Raw genomic sequence first — 18099 nt, 5'->3', positions numbered from 1 at the left:
GCGTCCACCACGGACGCGACCGGGGGCCGCGGGCGTCCGGGGCGCCCCGGCGCCCAGGGTCCCGCCGGCGTTCAGGGCCGGGGCGGCGGGACCTGCCCCGACGGGGAACTGTGCACACCCGCACGGTACTTGGGGATCCGCACGGTGACCTTCATGCCCGCGCCGACCCCCGTCTCCATCACCGGACCGTACGCGTCCCCGTACACCTGCCGGATCCGCTCGTCGACATTGGGCAGCCCCACCCCCGACGAGGAACCCGCGCGCTCCCCGGCCAGGATCCGGCGCAGCAGCGCCGGATCCATCCCCACCCCGTTGTCCTCGACGGTGATCACCGCGTCGGGGCCCGCGTCCTGCGCCGTGATCGTGATCCGGCACTCCTCGGTGGAGTCCTCCAGCCCGTGCTTGACGGCGTTCTCCACCAGCGGCTGCAGGCACAGGAACGGCAGCGCCACCGGCAGCACCTCCGGCGCCACCTGCAAGGTCACCTTCAGCCGGTCACCGAACCGGGCCCCGGCCAGCGCCAGATACTGCTGGATCGAGCGCAACTCCTCGGCCAGCGTGGTGAAATCCCCGTGCCGGCGGAAGGAGTACCGCGTGAAGTCCGCGAACTCCAGCAGCAGTTCCCGCGCCCGCTCCGGATCGGTCCGCACGAACGAGGCGATCGCCGCCAGCGAGTTGAAGATGAAGTGCGGGGAGATCTGCGCCCGCAGCGCCTTGATCTCCGCCTCCATCAGCCGGGTCCGCGAACGGTCCAGCTCGGACAGCTCCAGCTGCACCGACACCCACCGCGCCACCTCCGTCGCCGCGCGCACCAGCACCGCCGACTCCCGGGACCCGTACGCCACCAGCGCCCCCAGCACCCCGTCCTCTCCGGTCAGCGGCGCCACCACGGCCCACTTCAGCGGACAGTCGGGCCGCTGGCACTCGGTGCGCACGCTCTGGCTGCGCTCCGACTCCAGCATCACCGCCACCCGGGCCATCGCCCGCCGCTGGTGGTGGTCGGCGCCCGGGCCGTCCCACGCCAGCACCGCCTCCCGGTCCGTCAGGCACAACGCCTCCGTCCCCAGCAGCGACCGCAGCCGCCGGGCCGCCTTGCGGGCCGCGTCCTCGGTCAGCCCCGCCCGCAGCGGGGGAGCGGCCAGCGAAGCCGTGTGCAGCGTGTGGAAGGTGGCCCGCTCCACCGGAGTGCCCAGGTCCAGGCCCGCCAGGCGTTCCCCGCGGCGCGCGTGCCAGCGCCCCGCCGCCCAGCCGGCACCCAGCATCAGGGCCGCGCCCGCCACCGCGAGCACGGCGAGCAGGGTCTGACCGGCCGCGGTCACCGCCGGCCCCCCGCCCGGTCCCCGGCCACGACCTCCGGCAGGTGCAGCCGGGCCAGGGTGGCCGCCGTCCCCGCCGGGATCCGCGACCGGGTGGCCAGCGACACCCCCACCATCGTCAGGAAACCCAGCGGCACCGACCAGGCCGCCGGCCAGGCCAGCATCGTGTGGACCCAGCCCGCCGGAGCCAGCCCGGCCCGCGTCGCCAGCACCGCGCTCAGCGCCGCCCCGCCCCCGGTGACCAGCCCGGCCACCGCACCCGGCGGGGTCAGCCCGCGCCACCAGATGCCCAGCACCAGCAGCGGGCAGAACGACGACGCCGACACGGCGAACGCCAGCCCCACCGCATCCGCCACCGGCACCTCCGTGGCCGCCACGCTCCCGCCCAGCGGCACCAGGATCGCCACCAGCGCCGCCCAGCGGAAACTGCGCGCCCCGCACTTCGGCAGCACGTCCTGGTGCAGCACCCCGGCCACCGCCATGGTCAGCCCCGACGCCGTCGACAGGAACGCCGCGAAGGCACCCCCGGCCAGCAGCGCCCCCAGCAACTCGCCCAGCACCCCGCCCAGCATCCGCCCGGGCAGCACCAGCACCGCCGCGTCCGCGTCGCCCGTCAGCGCCAGCTCGGGGGCGTAGATCCGGCCCAGCGCCCCGTACACCGGCGGCAGCAGGTAGAAGGCGCCGACCAGCCCCAGCACCACCAGCGTGGTGCGCCGCGCCGCCTGCCCGTTGGGGCTCGTGTAGAACCGCACCGCCACGTGCGGCAGCCCCATCGTCCCGAGGAACGTCGCGAGGATCAGCCCGTAGGTGGCGTACAGCCGGTACTCCCGCAGTTCCCCGGACGGCGGCTCCGACCACGTGCCCACCCCCGCGCCCGGTTCCGCCCGGGCGTCCGGCACCGGCGTGTCCGGGGCGAACTCCAGCCGCGCGTGGGCCCGTACGGAGTGCTCGCCGGCCGCCAGCACCAGCGGTACCGCCACGTGCGTGCGCCCGTCGACCTGCCCGGTCACCGTCACCGCGAGCGGCTCCCGCACCGACAGCCGCACGTCCTGCGCGAGGGTCACCGACGTGGCCTGCCGGAAGACCGCCGGGGCGTCGAAGGTGGCCCGCGGCGCACCGTCCCCGGCCCAGGCGCCGATCAGGAAGAACGCCGGGACCAGCAGGGCGGTGAGCTTGAGCCAGTACTGGAAGGCCTGCACGAAGGTGATGCTGCGCATTCCCCCGGCGGCCACGGCCACGCTCACCACACAGGCCACGACCAGCCCGCCGACCCAGTGCGGGGCCCCGGTGAGGATCTCCAGGGTCAGCCCGGCCCCCTGCAGCTGCGGCAGCAGGTACAGCCAGCCGACCCCGACCACGAACAGCACCGCGATCCGGCGCACCGCCCGGGACTCCAGCCGCCCCTCCGCGAAGTCGGGCAGCGTGTACGCGCCCGAGCGCCGCAGCGGAGCCGCCACCAGCGCCAGCAGCACCACGTACCCGGCGGTGTAGCCCACCGGGTACCAGAGCATCCCGGGCCCCTGGAGGAGCACCAGCCCGGCCACCCCGAGGAAGGACGCGGCGGAGAGGTACTCCCCGCTGATGGCCGCCGCGTTCAGCCGCGGCCCCACCGTGCGCGAGGCCACGTAGAAGTCGGAGGTGGTCCGGGATATCCGCAGGCCGAGCGCTCCGAGGAGCAGCGTGACCAGGACGACGACGGCGACCGCGGTCAGCGCGTACGTCTGGTTCACCAGGGCGGTCCTTCGGGCGGGGGAGCGGGGTGACCGGAGTCTACGCACGCCGCCTGACCGGGCGACAGGCACGATTCGGACCCCGGGGGTCCGCCGCGGTCAGATGGCCGGGTCCCGGTGCCCGGCGCAGTCGCGCAGGGCGATTTCCAGCTCCACGTACGACTCCTCCGCACGCCGGAAGGCCAGCGTCAGCGCCGCCTCCGCGCGCGGCGGGACCTGGTCGCGGACGCCCTCGCCGGCCTCGTACAGGATGTCCGCCCAGCGGGCGGCGGCACTGCGCAGCAGGGCGAGCAGGGCCTCGGCCTCGGCGGGCCCCGCCGGACGCCTGCGCGGCAGCCCGCTCAGGGCGTCGACCAGCGCCTGGACCTCGGACATCTCGCTCCTCCCGCGCCGGGAAGATCCACGATACGCAGCGGCCGGGGCATCGGCGGGCCGATCGCACCACCGGTGCGGCAGGCGGCTCCCGCGGATCGCCGTACGCCCCTCCCGCTGCGGTGAACGGCATCCGCGCGCGCCCGGCGGTCGCCCGACCGGGCCCGGCGGCGACCGGCGGCGACCGGATTCAGCCGGTCGCGTGCCGCATCAGCAGGTCCCGCAGCTCCCGCGCGTGCCTGCGGCTCACCTGGAGCTCCGCCGGCCCGACCCGGACCGTGGTGGTGCCCGAGTCCAGGCGGAGCTCGTCGATCCGGGCCAGCGCCACCAGATGACGGCGGTGGATCCGCACGAACCCGCGCGCCGCCCACCGCTCCTCCAGCGTGGACAGCGGGATCCGCACCAGATGGCTGCCCTCGTCGGTGTGCAGGCGGGCGTAGTCGCCCTGCGCCTCGACGTAGGCGATGTCGGCGATGGCCACGAAGCGGGTGACACCGCCCAGTTCGACCGCGATCTGCTCCGGGCCGCGCTCGCCGACGGCCGGTTCCGGAGCCGGCCGGGGCGCCGGGACCACGGCCGGCGGGCCCGTCGGCGCCGCGGCGGCCGCCGGCACGTCCTCGGCCCGGCCCAGCTGCGCGCAGGCCCGCCGGACGGCTTCGGCCAGCCGCTCCGGGCGCACCGGCTTGAGTACGTAGTCCACGGCCTTCAGGTCGAAGGCCTGTACGGCGAAACCCTCGTGGGCGGTGACGAACACGATCAGCGGCGGCCGTGCGAACCCGGCCAGCAGCCGGGCGATGTCCAGCCCGGTCAGACCGGCCATGTGGATGTCGAGGAAGACCACGTCGATTCCGTCGGGCCCGTCCGGACCGGACTCCAGCGCCCGGGTGACCCGGCGCAGGGCCTCGGTGGCGTCCGACGCGCCCTCCGCGCTGCGCACGCGGGGGTCCGAGCGCAGCAGGTAGAGGAGTTCTTCCAGGAGCGGCTTCTCGTCGTCGACAGCGAGCACACGCAGCATGCCGCCGAGTCTAGTCCGGCCGATCAAGGCCGGGACGGAGCGCGGCCCCTGCCCGGGGGGAGGTGGGGCAGGGGCCGCGCGGACCGTGGTGGGGGGTCGGGGAGGGGACGGCGGTCGGGGACCGGACCGGCTACTGGACGGTGATCAGCTTGCCGTCGGGGGAGACGGCGTACCAGGTGCCGCCCACGCCCTGCCCGTTGGTGTCACCGGGCTTCTTGTCGCCCGAGAAGGTGTAGACGGGCCAGCAGTCGACGGTCTGCTGCTTCTTGCCGTCGGGACGGTCCAGGACCAGGTAGTTCTTCTCCGTGATGCCCTTGGCGTTCGCCTTGTCCACCGGGGGCACGACCGGCCACTTGGCCAGGCAGTCGCCGACGCAGTTGGACACCATCGGCCACGCGGAGTCCTTCTTGAAGCGGTAGACGGTCATCCCCTTGCCGTCGACGATGTGCTCGCCCAGCTTCGGGTCCTTCGCCACCGACAGGCCGGGTGCCGCCTCGGCCGCCCCGGCGGGAGCACCCCCGGCGGGAGCGCCCTCGGCGGGAGCGGCGGGAGCCGCCTCGGCCGGGGCCGCCTTCGCCGCCTTCTTGCCGTCCGGGCCGAACGCGAACCACACTCCGCCGACGCCCTGCCCGTTGATGTCGCCCGGCTTGGCGTCCTTGTTGAACCGGTACACGGGCCAGCCCGCCACCGTCAGCTGCTTCGTGCCGTCGCTGCGCGCCACCTCGCCGAGCAGCGACGGGTCCATGCCCGAGGCGGCGGTGACGTCACCGGCCGCGACCACCGGCCAGGTCTTCGCGCAGTCGCCCTCGCAGTTCGACTTCGGGGGCTTCGCGGTGTCCTTGTCGAAGCGGTAGAGGGTCAGGCCCGCGCTGTCGGTGAGGACGGAGCCGAGCTGCTCGGTGACGGACGCCGCCAGCTGGCCGCCGGGCTGGTTGCCCGGGCCGGCCGCCGCCGGGGCGGCCTCGGCCGCGGCTCCGGCGGGCTGCGTCGAGTCCGCGGCCTTGTAGTCCGAGGGGCCGCAGGCGCTGGCCGCCAGGACGACGGCCACGGCGGCCGCGGCGAAGGTGGTTGCGCGCTTCATGCCCATGTTGATCTCTCCCACGTCGTGTCTGTCTGTGCCGTCGCCCCCAGCGGCGGCAACTGTGCACAGGACACGCCCCGGTGGGCGGGATCTGTTCACCGGGTGCGGTGTGGGCTGTTTCACTCACCCCGCACCGAACCCGCCGCGCCGCAGGGCCGTGGCCACAGCGAGGCCGAGCACCTGGTGTCCGGAGTCGTTGGGGTGCAGCCCGTCCGCCAGGTGCTCGGGTCCGAGCAGGTCACGGCCCGGGAGGACGGCCAGCCGGTCGTCGCCGGCGGCGATCCGGTCCCGGGTGGCGCGCTCCATCGCGTCGCGCAGCGCGCCCAGGGTGGCGCCGAGTCTGTTCGGGGTGCGTTCGGCGTCGGGCCGCAGCAGGGGGGAGACCAGCAGCAGCGGGGTCCGCGGGTGGCCCTGGCGGACCAGTTCGAGGAAGGCCCGCGTGGTCTCGTACATCAGCGGCGCCGAGAAGGGCACCCGGGACCAGCAGTTGGTGCCGAAGGCGAGGGTCAGTACGTCCGCCGGCAGGCCCGCGAGCTGTTCGGCGGTGGCCAGTTCGCCGCGCGCGGCGCCCGCGTAGCCGAGGTTGACGGTGTCCCAGCCGAGGGCCCGGCCGGCCACGGCGGGCCAGCCGTGGGCGGGACGGGTGGACCACCAGCCCTCGGTGATGGAGTCGCCGTGCACCACCCAGCGCGGCGCCGGCGGTGCGGGGGCGAGGGCGCCGCCGATCCCGCGCAGGCCGAGGACGAGGGGCGACTGGTTCTCGGGCGGGTGGAGTGTGAAGGGGCCGTGGAAGGGGCCCTCGCCGGCGCCGAGAGCGATGCGTACGACGGCCTCCGCGGCCGGTTCGGTGAACACCTCGTTGACCACCCCGTGGCGGTCCCACAGCGCGAAGCCGTGCGCGAGGTCGCGCAGGGCGTCCGTGGGGCCGGGCACGGTGGCCCGGTAGCGGATCTCGACGGCCGTCGCGGTCTCGGTGGTGAACTCCAGCCGGACCCCGATGGGCAGGGTGGCCCGTTCGCCGGTGTCCCAGGGCAGCCGCATCGTGTCGGCGGGGTCGGCGCGCACGGGGCGGCCCTTGTCCAGCCAGGCGACCCCGCGCAGGAAGGGCCGCGGATCCTGCCATCCGCCGGGAACCTCGACCGGGCCCTCGGCCCGTCGCTGTGCGGGCCAGGCCGCCGGTCCCGACCGCCCCTCCTGTCCTGCCGGTCCCGACCGTCCCTCCTGTCCCGCCTGTCCCGGCCGCCCCTCCTGCCCCGCCTGTCCCGGACGTCCGGCCCGCTCCTGCCACGGCCCGGGCCTGCCCTCGTCGTGCACCGGTGCGCTCATCCTTCGCCTCCGATCGTCGGATACGGGGACGTCACGCCGACCCCCCGGCGCCGCCGCGTTCACCCGTACCCCGTGCGGCCCGGTTCCACCGCTGCCGAGCGGACCAATGCCGTCCGGGCGGCCCCGGCGGCCCGGATCCATGGCGGCACGCTGCGGCAGATCTGACGAAGTGTCAATAATCGGGGTTTCCGGCGGGCTGCGCAGCGATCGATCATCCATACGCAACAAACGACTGTCCGTGACCGATCCGCGCAATGATCGTGCGCCAATGTGCAAGGATGGTCCATTACGGGCGGTATCACTCAGCTCGTAGGCTCACTCGCTGTACGTGGAGTGGCGCGGATCGCCTGCTCGGCGGTCCCCCATGCCAGGCCCTTCCCCCCGTCGGGCCCTGTCCTGCTCCGGACCGTCGCGGTCGACGCCTCATCCCCGACCTCTGTCGATCCGCAGTGACAAGGAGTCCCCTCGTGCTCGACCACGGCCAGGCGCCGCCGCTCGCTTCCGAGCCCCGTAGGCCCGCCAACCCGCTGCTCCGCCGCAAGCCGGTCGAGCTGTTGGTCGCCGAAGGCGGCCAGGGCGAGGGCGGCGCGCTCAAGCGCTCGCTCACCATGTGGCAGCTGACCATGATCAGCATCGGTGCGACCCTGGGCACCGGCATCTTCGTCGTCCTCGGCGAGGCCACCCCGGTCGCCGGCCCGGCCGTCTTCATCGCCTTCATCGTCGCGGGTCTGACCGCCCTGTTCTCGGCGCTCTCCTACGCCGAGCTGGCCGGCTCCATCCCCGTCTCGGGCTCCTCGTACTCCTACGCCTACGCCACCATGGGCGAGCTCATAGCCTGGGTCTGCGGCTGGTGCCTGGTCCTGGAGTACGGCGTCTCCGTCGCGGCCGTCGCCGTCGGCTGGGGCCAGTACCTCAACGAGCTGCTCGACGGCACGCTCGGCTTCACCATCCCCGAGGGCTTCTCCGCCCCGCTGGGCGAGGGCGGCTACATCAACCTCCCCGCCCTCGTCGTGGTGCTCCTGTGCATGGTCTTCCTGCTCCGCGGAGCCAAGGAGAGCGCCCGGATCAACACGATCATGGTCGTCGTCAAGATGGTGACGCTGGCGCTCTTCATCGTCATCGGCTTCATGGGCATCAAGGCCGGCAACTACACCCCGCTGGCCCCGCTCGGCATCACCGCCATCAGCACCGCCGCCTCCATGCTGTTCTTCTCGTACATCGGCTTCGACGCGGCCTCCACCGCCGGTGAGGAAGCCAAGAACCCGAAGAAGGACCTGCCCCGCGCGATCATGCTCTCGCTGCTGATCGTCACCGCGATCTACTGCCTCGTCGCCCTGGTCGCCGTCGGCGCCATGCCGTGGCAGGAGTTCGAGGGCAGCGAGGCCGCCCTGGCCCAGATCATGGAGAACGTCACCGGCCACTCCTTCTGGAGCGTCATCCTGGCCGCCGGCGCGGTCGTCGCCATCGCCAGCGTCGTCTTCGCCGTGCTCTACGGCCAGACCCGCATCCTCTTCGCCATGTCCCGCGACGGCCTGATGCCGAAGGCGTTCGCCAAGGTCGACGAGAAGACCGGCACCCCGAAGATCAACACGATCATCGTCTGCCTCTTCTGCGGACTGCTCGCCGCGTTCATCCCGCTGGGTGAGCTCGCCAACGCCACCAGCATCGGCACGCTCTTCGCCTTCGGCCTGGTCAACGTGGCCGTCGTCATCCTGCGCTACACCCGCCCCGACATGAGCCGCACCTTCAAGGTCGCCCTCTTCCCGGTCACCCCGATCCTGGGCTTCCTCTTCTGCGCCTACCTCATGTTCGAGCTGCCGATGGCGACGTGGCTGTGCTTCGGTGGCTGGATGGCGGTCGGGCTCGTGATCTACTTCTTCTACGGCATGCGCCGCTCCAGCCTGGCCACCGTGGCCGACGTGGCCGCCCCGGCCGCGGAGGTCGCTGAACAGAAGTGATTCACCCCCCGTGCGACTGAACGATCTCGACGAACGCATCGTGCACGCCCTCGCCGAGGACGCCCGCCGCTCCTACGCGGACATCGGCTCCGAGGTCGGGCTCTCCGCCCCCGCCGTGAAGCGGCGCGTGGACCGGCTGCGCGCCGAAGGCGCCATCACCGGATTCACCGTCCGCGTCGACCCGGCCGCCATGGGCTGGGAGACCGAGGGCTTCATCGAGATCTACTGTCGCCACAACACCTCTCCGGACGACATCCGCAGAGGACTGGAGCGATACCCCGAGGTGGTGTCCGCGTCGACCGTCACCGGCGACGCGGACGCCCTCGTCCAGATCTTCGCCTCCGACATGCGCCACTTCGAGCGGGTCCTGGAGCGCATCGCGGGCGAGCCCTTCGTCGAACGCACGAAGTCCGTCCTCGTCCTGTCCCCGCTCCTGCGCCGCTTCACCTCGGGCGCCCCGGCGTAGACCCGGCCGCACGGCCCGCACGGCCCGCACGGCCCGCACGGCCCGCACAGCCCGCACGGCCCGCGCGCGCCGGGCTCCACCGCTGGGGGCCCGCTCAGGCGTGCTGCGGCGCCTCGTCCTTCAGCAGGCCGCGCAGGGACGCCCGGAACTCCGGACCGTCCTCGTGGCCGTGCACGGCCACCGCGTGCTGGGCGGCTGCCGCGAGAACCTCTTCCTCCTCGCCCGAGATCGCGAGCGTGCAGTTCATCTCGCTCGGGTAGTCCCTGCAGTCCATGACCTTGCGCATGACGAGCCTCCCGGGACGGGTGTCCGCCGGCGCCGTCGCCGGACGGAGCACTTCCCACGATCCTCTTCGCGGGCGCGCGGCGAAACCCGGGCGCGGCGCCCCCACCGCTCCCCGGTGCGCGGCCGGAGAACGGGAGAACCGGAAAACCGGATGACCGCGGCGACCACGACCGGGAAGGTGTCCGGGTGAACCGAGAAACGATCTCCCACCTGGCCCACGCCCACCACCCCGTCGCCGCCCCCCTCGGCGACGCCGCCGTGACCCGGCTCCTGGACCGCGCGCTGCCCCGCGGCACCGAACGCGTCCTCGACCTCGGCTGCGGCCCCGGCGAATGGCTGCTGCGGGCCCTGCGCGACCGCCCCGGCGTACACGCCACCGGCGTCGACGTCTCCCGCACCGCCCTCGACCGGGCCGCGGACGCCGCACGGGCCCTCGGCGTCGCCGACCGGCTGTCCCTGCACCGGCGGCCCGCCGCGGACCACACCGACCCCCACCCCTACGACCTCGTCCTCAGCATCGGCGCGTCCCACGCCTTCGGCGGGCTCCTGCCCACCCTCGACGCGGCCCGCACCCACCTCGCCCCCGGCGGCCACGTCCTCGTCGGAGACGGCTACTGGGAGCACCCGCCCACCCCCGGCGACCTGGAGGACTTCGGCCCCCTCGCCGACCTCCCCACCACCGTCGACCAGGTCACAGCGGCCGGCTGGACCCCGGTGTACGGTCACCTCAGCACCCGCGAGGAACGAGACGACTACGAGTGGTCCTGGACCGGATCACTGGCCGCCTGGGCCCTCGACCACCCCGACCACCCGGACAGCCCCGAAGCCCTCCGCGCAGCGAACGGCCACCGCACCGAATGGCTCCGCGGATACCGTGCCACCTGGGGTTTCGTCACCCTCCTGCTGCGCCGGACCGCCGACTGACCGGCCCGCCGGGGCACTGCGCGCAACGAATCGCCGCCAGAGCCCCGTAACGCGCAACGAATCGCACACCAGCGCGCAACATCGGCGCCTTGTTGCGCCGGGAGGGCGAAACGTACCGTTCATAGGACCGCACCCACCCCTCCTGCCACAGAGGTACGCCCATGCCCCCGCTGCGCACCGCCCTCCTCCAGAGCTCCGGAGTCCTCGGCGACGTCGCCGAGAACCTCAAGGCGCTCGACGAGGCCGCCGAGCGCGCCGCACGGGCGGGGGCCGGGCTGCTGGTCACCTCCGAGATGTTCCTCACCGGCTACGCGCTCGACCTCGACGCCGTCCCCGGATACGCGGAGCCCCACGACGGCGACTCCGCCCGGGCCATCGGCGAGATCGCCCGCCGCCACGGCCTCGCGGTCCTCTACGGCTACCCCGAGCGCGACGGCGAGACGGTCTACAACTCCGCCCAGCTCATCGGCCGCGACGGCGCCTCCCTCGCGAACTACCGCAAGACCCACCTCTTCGGCTGCTTCGAGCAGGACGCCTTCACCCCCGGCGACACCCCCGTCGTCCAGGCCGACCTCGACGGCATCCGCATCGGCATCATGATCTGCTACGACGTGGAGTTCCCCGAGAACGTCCGCTCCCACGCCCTGGCCGGTACCGACCTCCTCCTCGTGCCGACCGCGCAGATGCACCCCTTCCAGTTCGTCGCGGAGCACGTCGTCCCCGTCCGGGCCTTCGAGAACCAGATGTACGTCGCGTACGTCAACCGCACCGGCCCCGAGGGCGAGTTCGAGTTCGTCGGCCTCAGCTGCCTCGCCAGCCCCGACGGCACCACCCGCACCCGCGCCGGCCGCGGAGAGGAAATGGTGTTCGGCGAGGTCGACCGCGAGCTGCTCAGCGCCTCGCGCGAGAACAACCCCTACCTGCGCGACCGCCGGCCCGGGCTCTACGCCTCGCTCGTCTGACCCGCCTCGCTCGTCCGGCCCGCACCAGCACCCCGCCGCACCCGGCCCCACCCCGCCCCCACCGCTCCACCCCCGAGCCCCGCCCGCAAGGAGTCGTACCCCATGACGTCCACGGTGCCCACCACCGCCGTCCCGCACAGCGACGGACAGCCGCCGATCACCATGTTCGGTCCGGACTTCCCGTACGCCTACGACGACTTCCTCGCCCACCCGGCGGGCCTCGGGCAGATACCCGCGACCGAGTTCGGCACCGAGGTCGCCGTCATCGGCGGCGGTCTCTCCGGCATCATCTCGGCCTACGAGCTCATGAAGATGGGCCTCAAGCCCGTCGTCTACGAGGCCGACCAGATCGGCGGCCGCCTGCGCACCGTCGGGTTCGAGGGCGCCGAGACCGAGGGCCTCACCGCCGAGATGGGCGCCATGCGCTTCCCGCCCTCCTCCACGGCGCTGCAGCACTACATCGACCTCGTCGGCCTGGTCACCGAGCCCTTCCCGAACCCGCTCGCCGAGTCCACCCCCTCGACGGTCGTCGACCTCAAGGGCGAGACCCACTACGCCGAGACGATCGCGGACCTCCCGCAGATCTACCGCGACGTGTCCGCCGCGTGGAACGCCTGCCTCGACGAGGGCGCCGACTTCTCCGACATGAACACCGCGATGCGCGAGCGGGACGTCCCGCGCATCCGCGAGATCTGGGCCAAGCTCGTCGAGAAGCTCGACGACGAGACCTTCTACGGCTTCCTGTGCAAGTCGGAGGCCTTCAAGTCCTTCCGCAAGCGCGAGATCTTCGGCCAGGTCGGCTTCGGCACCGGCGGCTGGGACACCGACTTCCCGAACTCCATCCTGGAGATCCTGCGCGTCGTCTACACCGAGGCCGACGACCACCACCGCGGCATCGTGGGCGGCTCGCAGCAGCTGCCGCTGCGCCTGTGGGAGCGCGAGCCGGAGAAGATCGTCCACTGGGCCCAGGGCACCTCCCTGTCCACCCTGCACGACGGCACCCCGCGCCCGGCGGTCACCCGCCTGCACCGCACGGCCGGCAACCGCATCACGGTCACCGACTCCTCCGGCGACATCCGCACCTACCGCGCCGCGATCTTCACGGCCCAGTCGTGGATGCTCCTGTCGAAGATCGAGTGCGACGACACCCTGTTCCCGATCGACCACTGGACGGCGATCGAGCGCACCCACTACATGGAGTCGTCGAAGCTGTTCGTCCCCGTCGACCGGCCGTTCTGGCTGGACAAGGACGAGGAGACCGGCCGCGACGTCATGTCGATGACGCTGACCGACCGCATGACCCGCGGCACCTACCTGCTGGACAACGGCCCCGACAAGCCGGCCGTCATCTGCCTGTCGTACACCTGGTGCGACGACAGCCTCAAGTGGCTGCCGCTGTCCGCGAACGAGCGGATGGAGGTCATGCTGAAGTCCCTCGGCGAGATCTACCCCAAGGTCGACATCCGCCGTCACATCATCGGCAACCCGGTCACCGTCTCCTGGGAGGACGAGCCCTACTTCATGGGCGCGTTCAAGGCCAACCTCCCGGGCCACTACCGCTACCAGCGCCGCCTGTTCACGCACTTCATGCAGGACCGCCTCCCCGAGGACAAGCGCGGCATCTTCCTCGCGGGCGACGACATCTCCTGGACGGCCGGCTGGGCCGAGGGCGCGGTCCAGACCGCCCTCAACGCCGTCTGGGGCGTCATGCACCACCTCGGCGGGTCCACGGACTCCACCAACCCGGGCCCGGGCGACGTCTACGACGAGATCGCCCCGGTCGAACTGCCGGAGGACTGATCCTCCCGGCCCTGACAGGGCTTCCTGACAGGGCCCCATGATCACGGGCCGCCGCCCCGCGCCGTCAGCACGCGGGCCGGCGGCCCGTTCTCATGTCCGCGTCCTCCCGACCGGAGCCCCCGGGAGCCCCCGGGAGCGCCCGGCGCGCTCAGCACTGCCACAGCAGCGCCGCCCGGCCGCACCGGCCGCACACGTGGGCGTACGCCCGCCCGGACCCGAAGTTCATGGCCGTGACCGGGTCCGGCCCCTCCTCCAGGCCCGCCGCGAACGCCATCGGCCGTGCGCAGGAAGGGCAGTCGGGGGTCTCGTCGTACTGGAGCCAGTCGGGCTCGCCGCCGAGCGAGCCCAGCACCGCCCGCCCTTCCGTGCCGGCCGCCCCCGCCGCCGACGGCACGGCCGCGCGTACGGCGCCCAGCCCCAGCAGCTCCGGATCCGCGCCGTCCGGCACCGGTACGGGGAACAGGTCACCGGCGGGCAGCAGCAGGGCCAGGTTCCCGCCCGCGAAGGGGCTCCACTGCTCGCACTGACCGGGCCGGTGGGCGCACATGAACAGGGCCAGTGCGCCGGCGTCGAGCACGATCCGGGCGAGGAACTGCAGCGGCCCCGCGCACGCACCGCACACGGGCCAGAGCATTCCGGCGGGGCCCAGCGGCACGCCGCCGGTCCGGCTGACCGGGGCGTCCGGGGCGACCGGCCCGCCGTCGAGGAGAAGCGTCGTCATGGCCGGAACCCATCCGCCGGCCCCGACAGCGGCCCGGCCCGGGCCGTCCTGTTCCAGACCGCGCGCCAGCGGGCCTCCCGTTCGGCGGCCGCCCCGGCCGGGAGGCGTCCGGGCAGTGGCCCGAGACCCACCCCGCACCGCGCGCACGTGCGGTGGAAGCGGTACCCGTCGTGCCGCTCGACCGTGCCGTGGTCCGCCTCGCACACGGGACAGACGGCCGCCGGGACCCCGGTGCGGGCGCGCATGATCCGGGGCATCACGGCGGGCAGCGGTTCGGCCGGGTGGAACTCGGGATCGGGGCACGACAGCAGGCGCGTCGGCTGCGGCGGCCCTCGCCCTTCTGCACGCGCCGACGGGCCTCCCAGGCGGCCTGCTCCGCCCGCCAGATCTCCCGCGCGGCGTGCAGCTCCTCCACCGCCCGGACCAGCGCCCCGGGGTCCTCCTCCAGCCGGACCGGGACGCCGGCGCTGCGGCACAGGTGGTCGTAGGTCGCACGCAGGCCGTACGGGGCGAACTGCGTCAGGCAGGTGCGCAGCGCCGACAGACGGCGGTGGGCAGGGCGGGCCGTGTCGTGCACGCGGAGCCGGTGCGTGGCGAAGCTGGTCACCCCCGCGAGCCTACGTTCCGGACGCGGGACTCCGACGCCTGGGTATCAGCCCCGCGGGGTCAGCAGGCAGCGGCCGACCAGGCCCACGCCCGCGTCCAGGGAGTCGGTGAACTCCTCGGCCAGGTCCGGCGCCCGGCGCAGCGTCCACAGCAGCCGGGCCGCCGACCAGGCCCCGGCGCGGGCCCGCTCCAGGCTCCACGCGCCGACCAGGTGGGTCAGCGGGTCGGCGATCTCCAGCAGGTCCGGACCCGGCATCAGGTCCTCCCGGATGTGCTCCTCCAGCGAGACCAGCGTGTCGCCGACCCGGTCGAAGTCCGCCTCCAGGGCCCGCGGTTCGCAGTCCAGCTCACCGCACGTGGCCACCACGGCGAGTGCCAGGTCGTGGCCGATGTGCGCGTTGATGCCGGCCAGCGCGTGCTGGAGCGGCCGGATCCCGGGGTGGCGGCGGTACTGCAGCAGCGGGCGCCAGCAGGCCGGGGCCCGGTCCGCCTCCACCGCCGTCAGGTACCGCTCCGCGAACCGCACGCTGAGCGTCGCCGCCCGCCGCGGCGCCGGGAAGCCCCCGTGCTCGATCCGACGGTGCAGGGTCTCCGTCACCGTCAGGTAGACCCGGTTGAAGACGGCGACACCGTCCTGCGGCGGGAGCCGCTCCTCCAGGGCGCGCATCCGCGCCAGCACCGCTTCCATGGGAGGCAGAGTCGCAGGCGCCGGCACGGATCCGGGGAACTTGGCCGTACGCTTCCCCGGTTCGGGCGAAACCCTGTCAACGGGGCTTGTCCTCCGCCTCCCCGTCGTCGTCGTAGGCGGAGGTGCCCGCGTCGAGCAGGGGCGCCTGCGGCTTCAGGTGCGCGGGGGCGAGGGCCCGCAGCGCGTGGTAGCCGCCGATCACCACGATCGTGCCCAGGGCGATGCCGCCGAGCTCGAAGCTGTCGGTGATCTGCAGCTTCACGCCGCCGATGCCGATGATGATGCCCGCCGCGGCCGGCACCAGGTTCAGCGGATTGCGCAGGTCCACCCCGCCGTTGATCCAGATCTGGGCGCCGAGCAGGCCGATCATCCCGTAGAGGATGACGGTGATGCCGCCGAGGACGCCGCCGGGGATCGCCGCGACGACCGCGCCGAACTTCGGGCACAGGCCGAAGAGGAGGGCGAAGCCCGCCGCCGCCCAGTAGGCCGCCGTGGAGTAGACCCGGGTGGCCGCCATGACCCCGATGTTCTCGGAGTAGGTGGTGTTGGGCGGGCCGCCGACCGCCGTGGACAGCATCGAGGCGGCGCCGTCCGCCGCGATGGCGGTGCCCAGCTTGTCGTCGAGGGGATCGCCGGTCATCTCGCCGACCGCCTTGATGTGCCCGGCGTTCTCGGCGATCAGCGCGATCACCACGGGCAGGGCGACCAGGATCGCCGACCACTCGAAGGACGGCCCGTGGAAGGACGGCAGGCCGATCCAGTCGGCCTTCGCGACCGCGGACAGGTCCAGCCGCCAGTGGTCCACGGCCGCCTCCCCGCCCACCGTCGAGTGGATCTTCCCGAAGAGCAGGTCGGAGAGCCAGGAGACCGCGTACCCGAACACCAGGCCCAGGAAGATCGCGATGCGCGACCAGAAACCGCGCAGGCACACCACGGCGAACCCGGTGAACAGCATCGTCAGCAACGCCGTCCACTGGTCCTGCGGCCAGTACGTCGACGCCGTCACCGGCGCCAGGTTGAAGCCGATCAGCATCACCACCGCACCCGTCACGACCGGCGGCATCGCCGTGTGGATGACGCGCGCGCCGAAGCGCTGCACCGCGAGACCGGCCAGGAACAGCGCCACACCGACGACGAACACGGCGCCCGTGACGACCGCGCTGTCCCCGCCCGCCGCCCGGATCGCCGCCGCGACGCCGACGAAGGACAGCGAGCAGCCCAGGTAGGAGGGCACCCGGCCGCGCGTCGCGAGCAGGAAGATCGCCGTCGCGATGCCGGACATCATGATGGCCAGGTTCGGGTCCAGGCCCATCAGGACCGGCGCGACGAAACTCGCGCCGAACATCGCCACGACGTGCTGGGCGCCCAGCCCGGCGGTCCGCGGCCACGACAGCCGCTCCTCCGGCCGGACCACCGCCCCGGGGGCGGGGGTCCGCCCGTCTCCGTGCAGGGTCCAGCCCACGCCGAGGCCCATGTTCCACTCCCCTTCGCCGGGTTCCCCGGCCGTCCGGACGAGCACGGCAGCGGCCGCGCACACATCGAAGCCGCAGCGCACGGGTACGTGCCGCTGCGGCCAGTCGACATATTACGGCCGGATATCGGCAGGTTCGTCCCGCTCGGCCGGACCGGCCTTCCCGGGGAACCCGCCCCCAGACTGCCCCACCGGCGCCCTCTGGCGCAGCACCGAGGCACCCACCACCAGCGCGAAGGCCAGCACGGTCACCAGCCCGAACGACACCACCAGCGAGGTCGCGTCCGCCACCGCGCCGATCGCCGACGGCGCGATCAGCCCCGAGGTGTACGTGATCGTCGCGACACCCGCGATCGCCTGCGCCGGATTCGGCCCGCTGCGCCCCGCCGCGGCGAAGGCCAGCGGGACCACCACCGCGATGCCCAGCCCGATCAGCCCGAACCCGGCCAGCGCCCCGGCCGGATGCCGCACGCCGACCACGAGCAGGCCGCCCGCGGTCGCCACCAGGCCGCCCGCGCGGACCGTGCGCACCGGCCCGAAGCGGTCCACCACCCGGTCGCCGACGAGCCTGGCGACCGCCATGGTCAGCGCGAAAGCGGTGGTCGAGGCGGCCGCGAGGCCCGCGTCCGTGTCCAGCACGTCCCGGAGGTAGACCGCCGACCAGTCCAGGCTCGCCCCCTCGGCGAACACCGCGCAGAAGCCGATCGCGCCGATCAGCAGCGCGGACCTGGGCGGCAGCGCGAAGTGCGGGGGAGCCTGCGCCTCCCCGTCGCTGCGCAGGTCCAGTACGCCCTGTACGGCGACCAGCCCGCCCGCGGTCAGGACGAGCGCGGCCACCAGGTGGTGCAGCCGGGCGTCGGTCCCGGCGTGCGCGGCGACCGTACCGGCTGCGGAGCCGAGCAGCGCGCCCACGCTCCACATGCCGTGCAGGGAGGACATGATGGAGCGGCCCAGCCGGTTCTCGGTCTCCACGCCGAGCGCGTTCATCGCCACGTCCGACATGCCCGCGGTCGCCCCGTAGACCAGGAGGACCAGGCACAGCACGAGCAGGTTCGGGGCGAGGCTCGGGAGGATCAGCGAAAGCGTCCACATCACCAGCAGGCCTCGCAACGCGGTCCGCGCGCCGAAGCGGTGGTTGATCCGTCCGGCCAGCGGCATCGCGAGGGCCGCGCCCACGGCGGGGAAGGCGAGCGCGAGGCCCAGAGTGCCCGCGCTGAGCTGGGCGTTCTCCTGGATCCAGGGGATGCGCGTGGCGAAGGAGCCGGTGACGGCGCCATGGGCGCAGAAGACGGCGGCGATGGCATGGCGGGCGCGGCGCAGGCGCGCCGGGCTCAGGTCGGTGTCCCCGGTCATGACGCATAAACTATCAGGGAACCTG

General features: G+C 73.5%; 17 protein-coding genes. 5 read left to right on the top strand and 12 right to left on the bottom strand.

Translation table 11 applies throughout. From position 1 onward, the window contains the following. Nucleotides 1–71: 71 nt before the first annotated feature. The 6 genes from AB0O53_RS23085 to AB0O53_RS23060 form a co-directional block, all read right to left on the bottom strand. Nucleotides 72–1262, bottom strand: coding sequence for a sensor histidine kinase (locus AB0O53_RS23085; RefSeq protein WP_350997019.1), 1191 nt, complete (start codon nt 1260–1262; stop codon nt 72–74). Between the two features lie 53 nt (nt 1263–1315). Beyond that, on the bottom strand, nt 1316–3046 hold the full coding sequence (locus AB0O53_RS23080; RefSeq protein WP_365197932.1) for a sodium/solute symporter: 1731 nt from the start codon (nt 3044–3046) through the stop codon (nt 1316–1318). A 99-nt stretch (nt 3047–3145) separates the two neighbouring features. After that, nucleotides 3146–3421: a hypothetical protein gene (locus tag AB0O53_RS23075; RefSeq protein WP_037926226.1), complete on the bottom strand. Its 276-nt coding sequence runs from the start codon at nt 3419–3421 to the stop codon at nt 3146–3148. A gap of 187 nt (nt 3422–3608) precedes the next feature. Further along, nucleotides 3609–4433, bottom strand: coding sequence for a LytR/AlgR family response regulator transcription factor (locus tag AB0O53_RS23070; RefSeq protein ID WP_350996844.1), 825 nt, complete (start codon nt 4431–4433; stop codon nt 3609–3611). A gap of 130 nt (nt 4434–4563) precedes the next feature. Further along, a complete protein-coding gene (locus tag AB0O53_RS23065) occupies nt 4564–5520 on the bottom strand; it encodes an SCO0930 family lipoprotein (protein WP_365198023.1) in 957 nt (318 codons plus the stop codon). 117 nt (nt 5521–5637) lie between these two features. Further along, on the bottom strand, nt 5638–6840 hold the full coding sequence (locus AB0O53_RS23060) for a GDSL-type esterase/lipase family protein (RefSeq protein ID WP_350996847.1): 1203 nt from the start codon (nt 6838–6840) through the stop codon (nt 5638–5640). Between the two features lie 467 nt (nt 6841–7307). On the opposite strand from AB0O53_RS23060, the gene AB0O53_RS23055 reads away from it, so the two are divergent. Both AB0O53_RS23055 and AB0O53_RS23050 read left to right on the top strand, forming a co-directional pair. Continuing rightward, complete coding sequence (locus tag AB0O53_RS23055; protein WP_350996850.1) at nt 7308–8798, top strand: amino acid permease; 1491 nt, start codon at nt 7308–7310, stop codon at nt 8796–8798. A gap of 10 nt (nt 8799–8808) precedes the next feature. Next, nucleotides 8809–9264: an Lrp/AsnC family transcriptional regulator gene (locus tag AB0O53_RS23050; protein WP_030027017.1), complete on the top strand. Its 456-nt coding sequence runs from the start codon at nt 8809–8811 to the stop codon at nt 9262–9264. A gap of 94 nt (nt 9265–9358) precedes the next feature. Here AB0O53_RS23050 and AB0O53_RS23045 read toward each other — a convergent pair whose 3' ends face one another. After that, a complete protein-coding gene (locus AB0O53_RS23045; protein WP_350996853.1) occupies nt 9359–9550 on the bottom strand; it encodes a DUF1059 domain-containing protein in 192 nt (63 codons plus the stop codon). A 185-nt stretch (nt 9551–9735) separates the two neighbouring features. Here AB0O53_RS23045 and AB0O53_RS23040 point away from each other — a divergent pair, with 185 nt between their 5' ends. The 3 genes from AB0O53_RS23040 to AB0O53_RS23030 all read left to right on the top strand — a co-directional run bounded on the left by AB0O53_RS23040 (nt 9736) and on the right by AB0O53_RS23030 (nt 13235). Then, on the top strand, nt 9736–10473 hold the full coding sequence (locus AB0O53_RS23040; protein ID WP_365197926.1) for an SAM-dependent methyltransferase: 738 nt from the start codon (nt 9736–9738) through the stop codon (nt 10471–10473). 161 nt (nt 10474–10634) lie between these two features. After that, nucleotides 10635–11435 (top strand): carbon-nitrogen hydrolase family protein, encoded by an 801-nt coding sequence (locus AB0O53_RS23035; RefSeq protein WP_365197923.1) that lies wholly within the window; start codon nt 10635–10637, stop codon nt 11433–11435. Between the two features lie 102 nt (nt 11436–11537). Then, nucleotides 11538–13235 carry a flavin monoamine oxidase family protein gene (locus AB0O53_RS23030; RefSeq protein WP_365197920.1) on the top strand — a complete coding sequence of 566 codons (1698 nt, stop codon included), beginning with the start codon at nt 11538–11540 and terminating at the stop codon, nt 13233–13235. 148 nt (nt 13236–13383) lie between these two features. On the opposite strand, the gene AB0O53_RS23025 is transcribed toward AB0O53_RS23030, so the two are convergent. From AB0O53_RS23025 to AB0O53_RS23005, 5 genes are all read right to left on the bottom strand, one after another. Beyond that, nucleotides 13384–13956, bottom strand: a complete 573-nt coding sequence (locus AB0O53_RS23025; protein WP_365197917.1) for a hypothetical protein — start codon at nt 13954–13956, stop codon at nt 13384–13386. A 256-nt stretch (nt 13957–14212) separates the two neighbouring features. Continuing rightward, nucleotides 14213–14563: a hypothetical protein gene (locus AB0O53_RS23020; RefSeq protein WP_365197914.1), complete on the bottom strand. Its 351-nt coding sequence runs from the start codon at nt 14561–14563 to the stop codon at nt 14213–14215. Nucleotides 14564–14608: 45 nt separating this feature from the next. Beyond that, nucleotides 14609–15250, bottom strand: a complete 642-nt coding sequence (locus AB0O53_RS23015) for a DUF5995 family protein (RefSeq protein WP_350996870.1) — start codon at nt 15248–15250, stop codon at nt 14609–14611. A gap of 76 nt (nt 15251–15326) precedes the next feature. Beyond that, nucleotides 15327–16724 (bottom strand): uracil-xanthine permease family protein, encoded by a 1398-nt coding sequence (locus tag AB0O53_RS23010; RefSeq protein WP_365197911.1) that lies wholly within the window; start codon nt 16722–16724, stop codon nt 15327–15329. Nucleotides 16725–16835: 111 nt separating this feature from the next. Beyond that, entirely contained in the window at nt 16836–18074 is a 1239-nt protein-coding gene (locus AB0O53_RS23005; protein ID WP_350996876.1) for an MFS transporter, read from the bottom strand. Nucleotides 18075–18099 lie beyond the last annotated feature (25 nt).

The organism is Streptomyces erythrochromogenes (assembly GCF_040684695.1).
In the GTDB taxonomy this organism is placed as follows: domain Bacteria; phylum Actinomycetota; class Actinomycetes; order Streptomycetales; family Streptomycetaceae; genus Streptomyces; species Streptomyces erythrochromogenes_C.
Note: the sequence above shows the minus strand (reverse complement) of the source record. Positions and strands in the feature narration are given on the sequence as shown.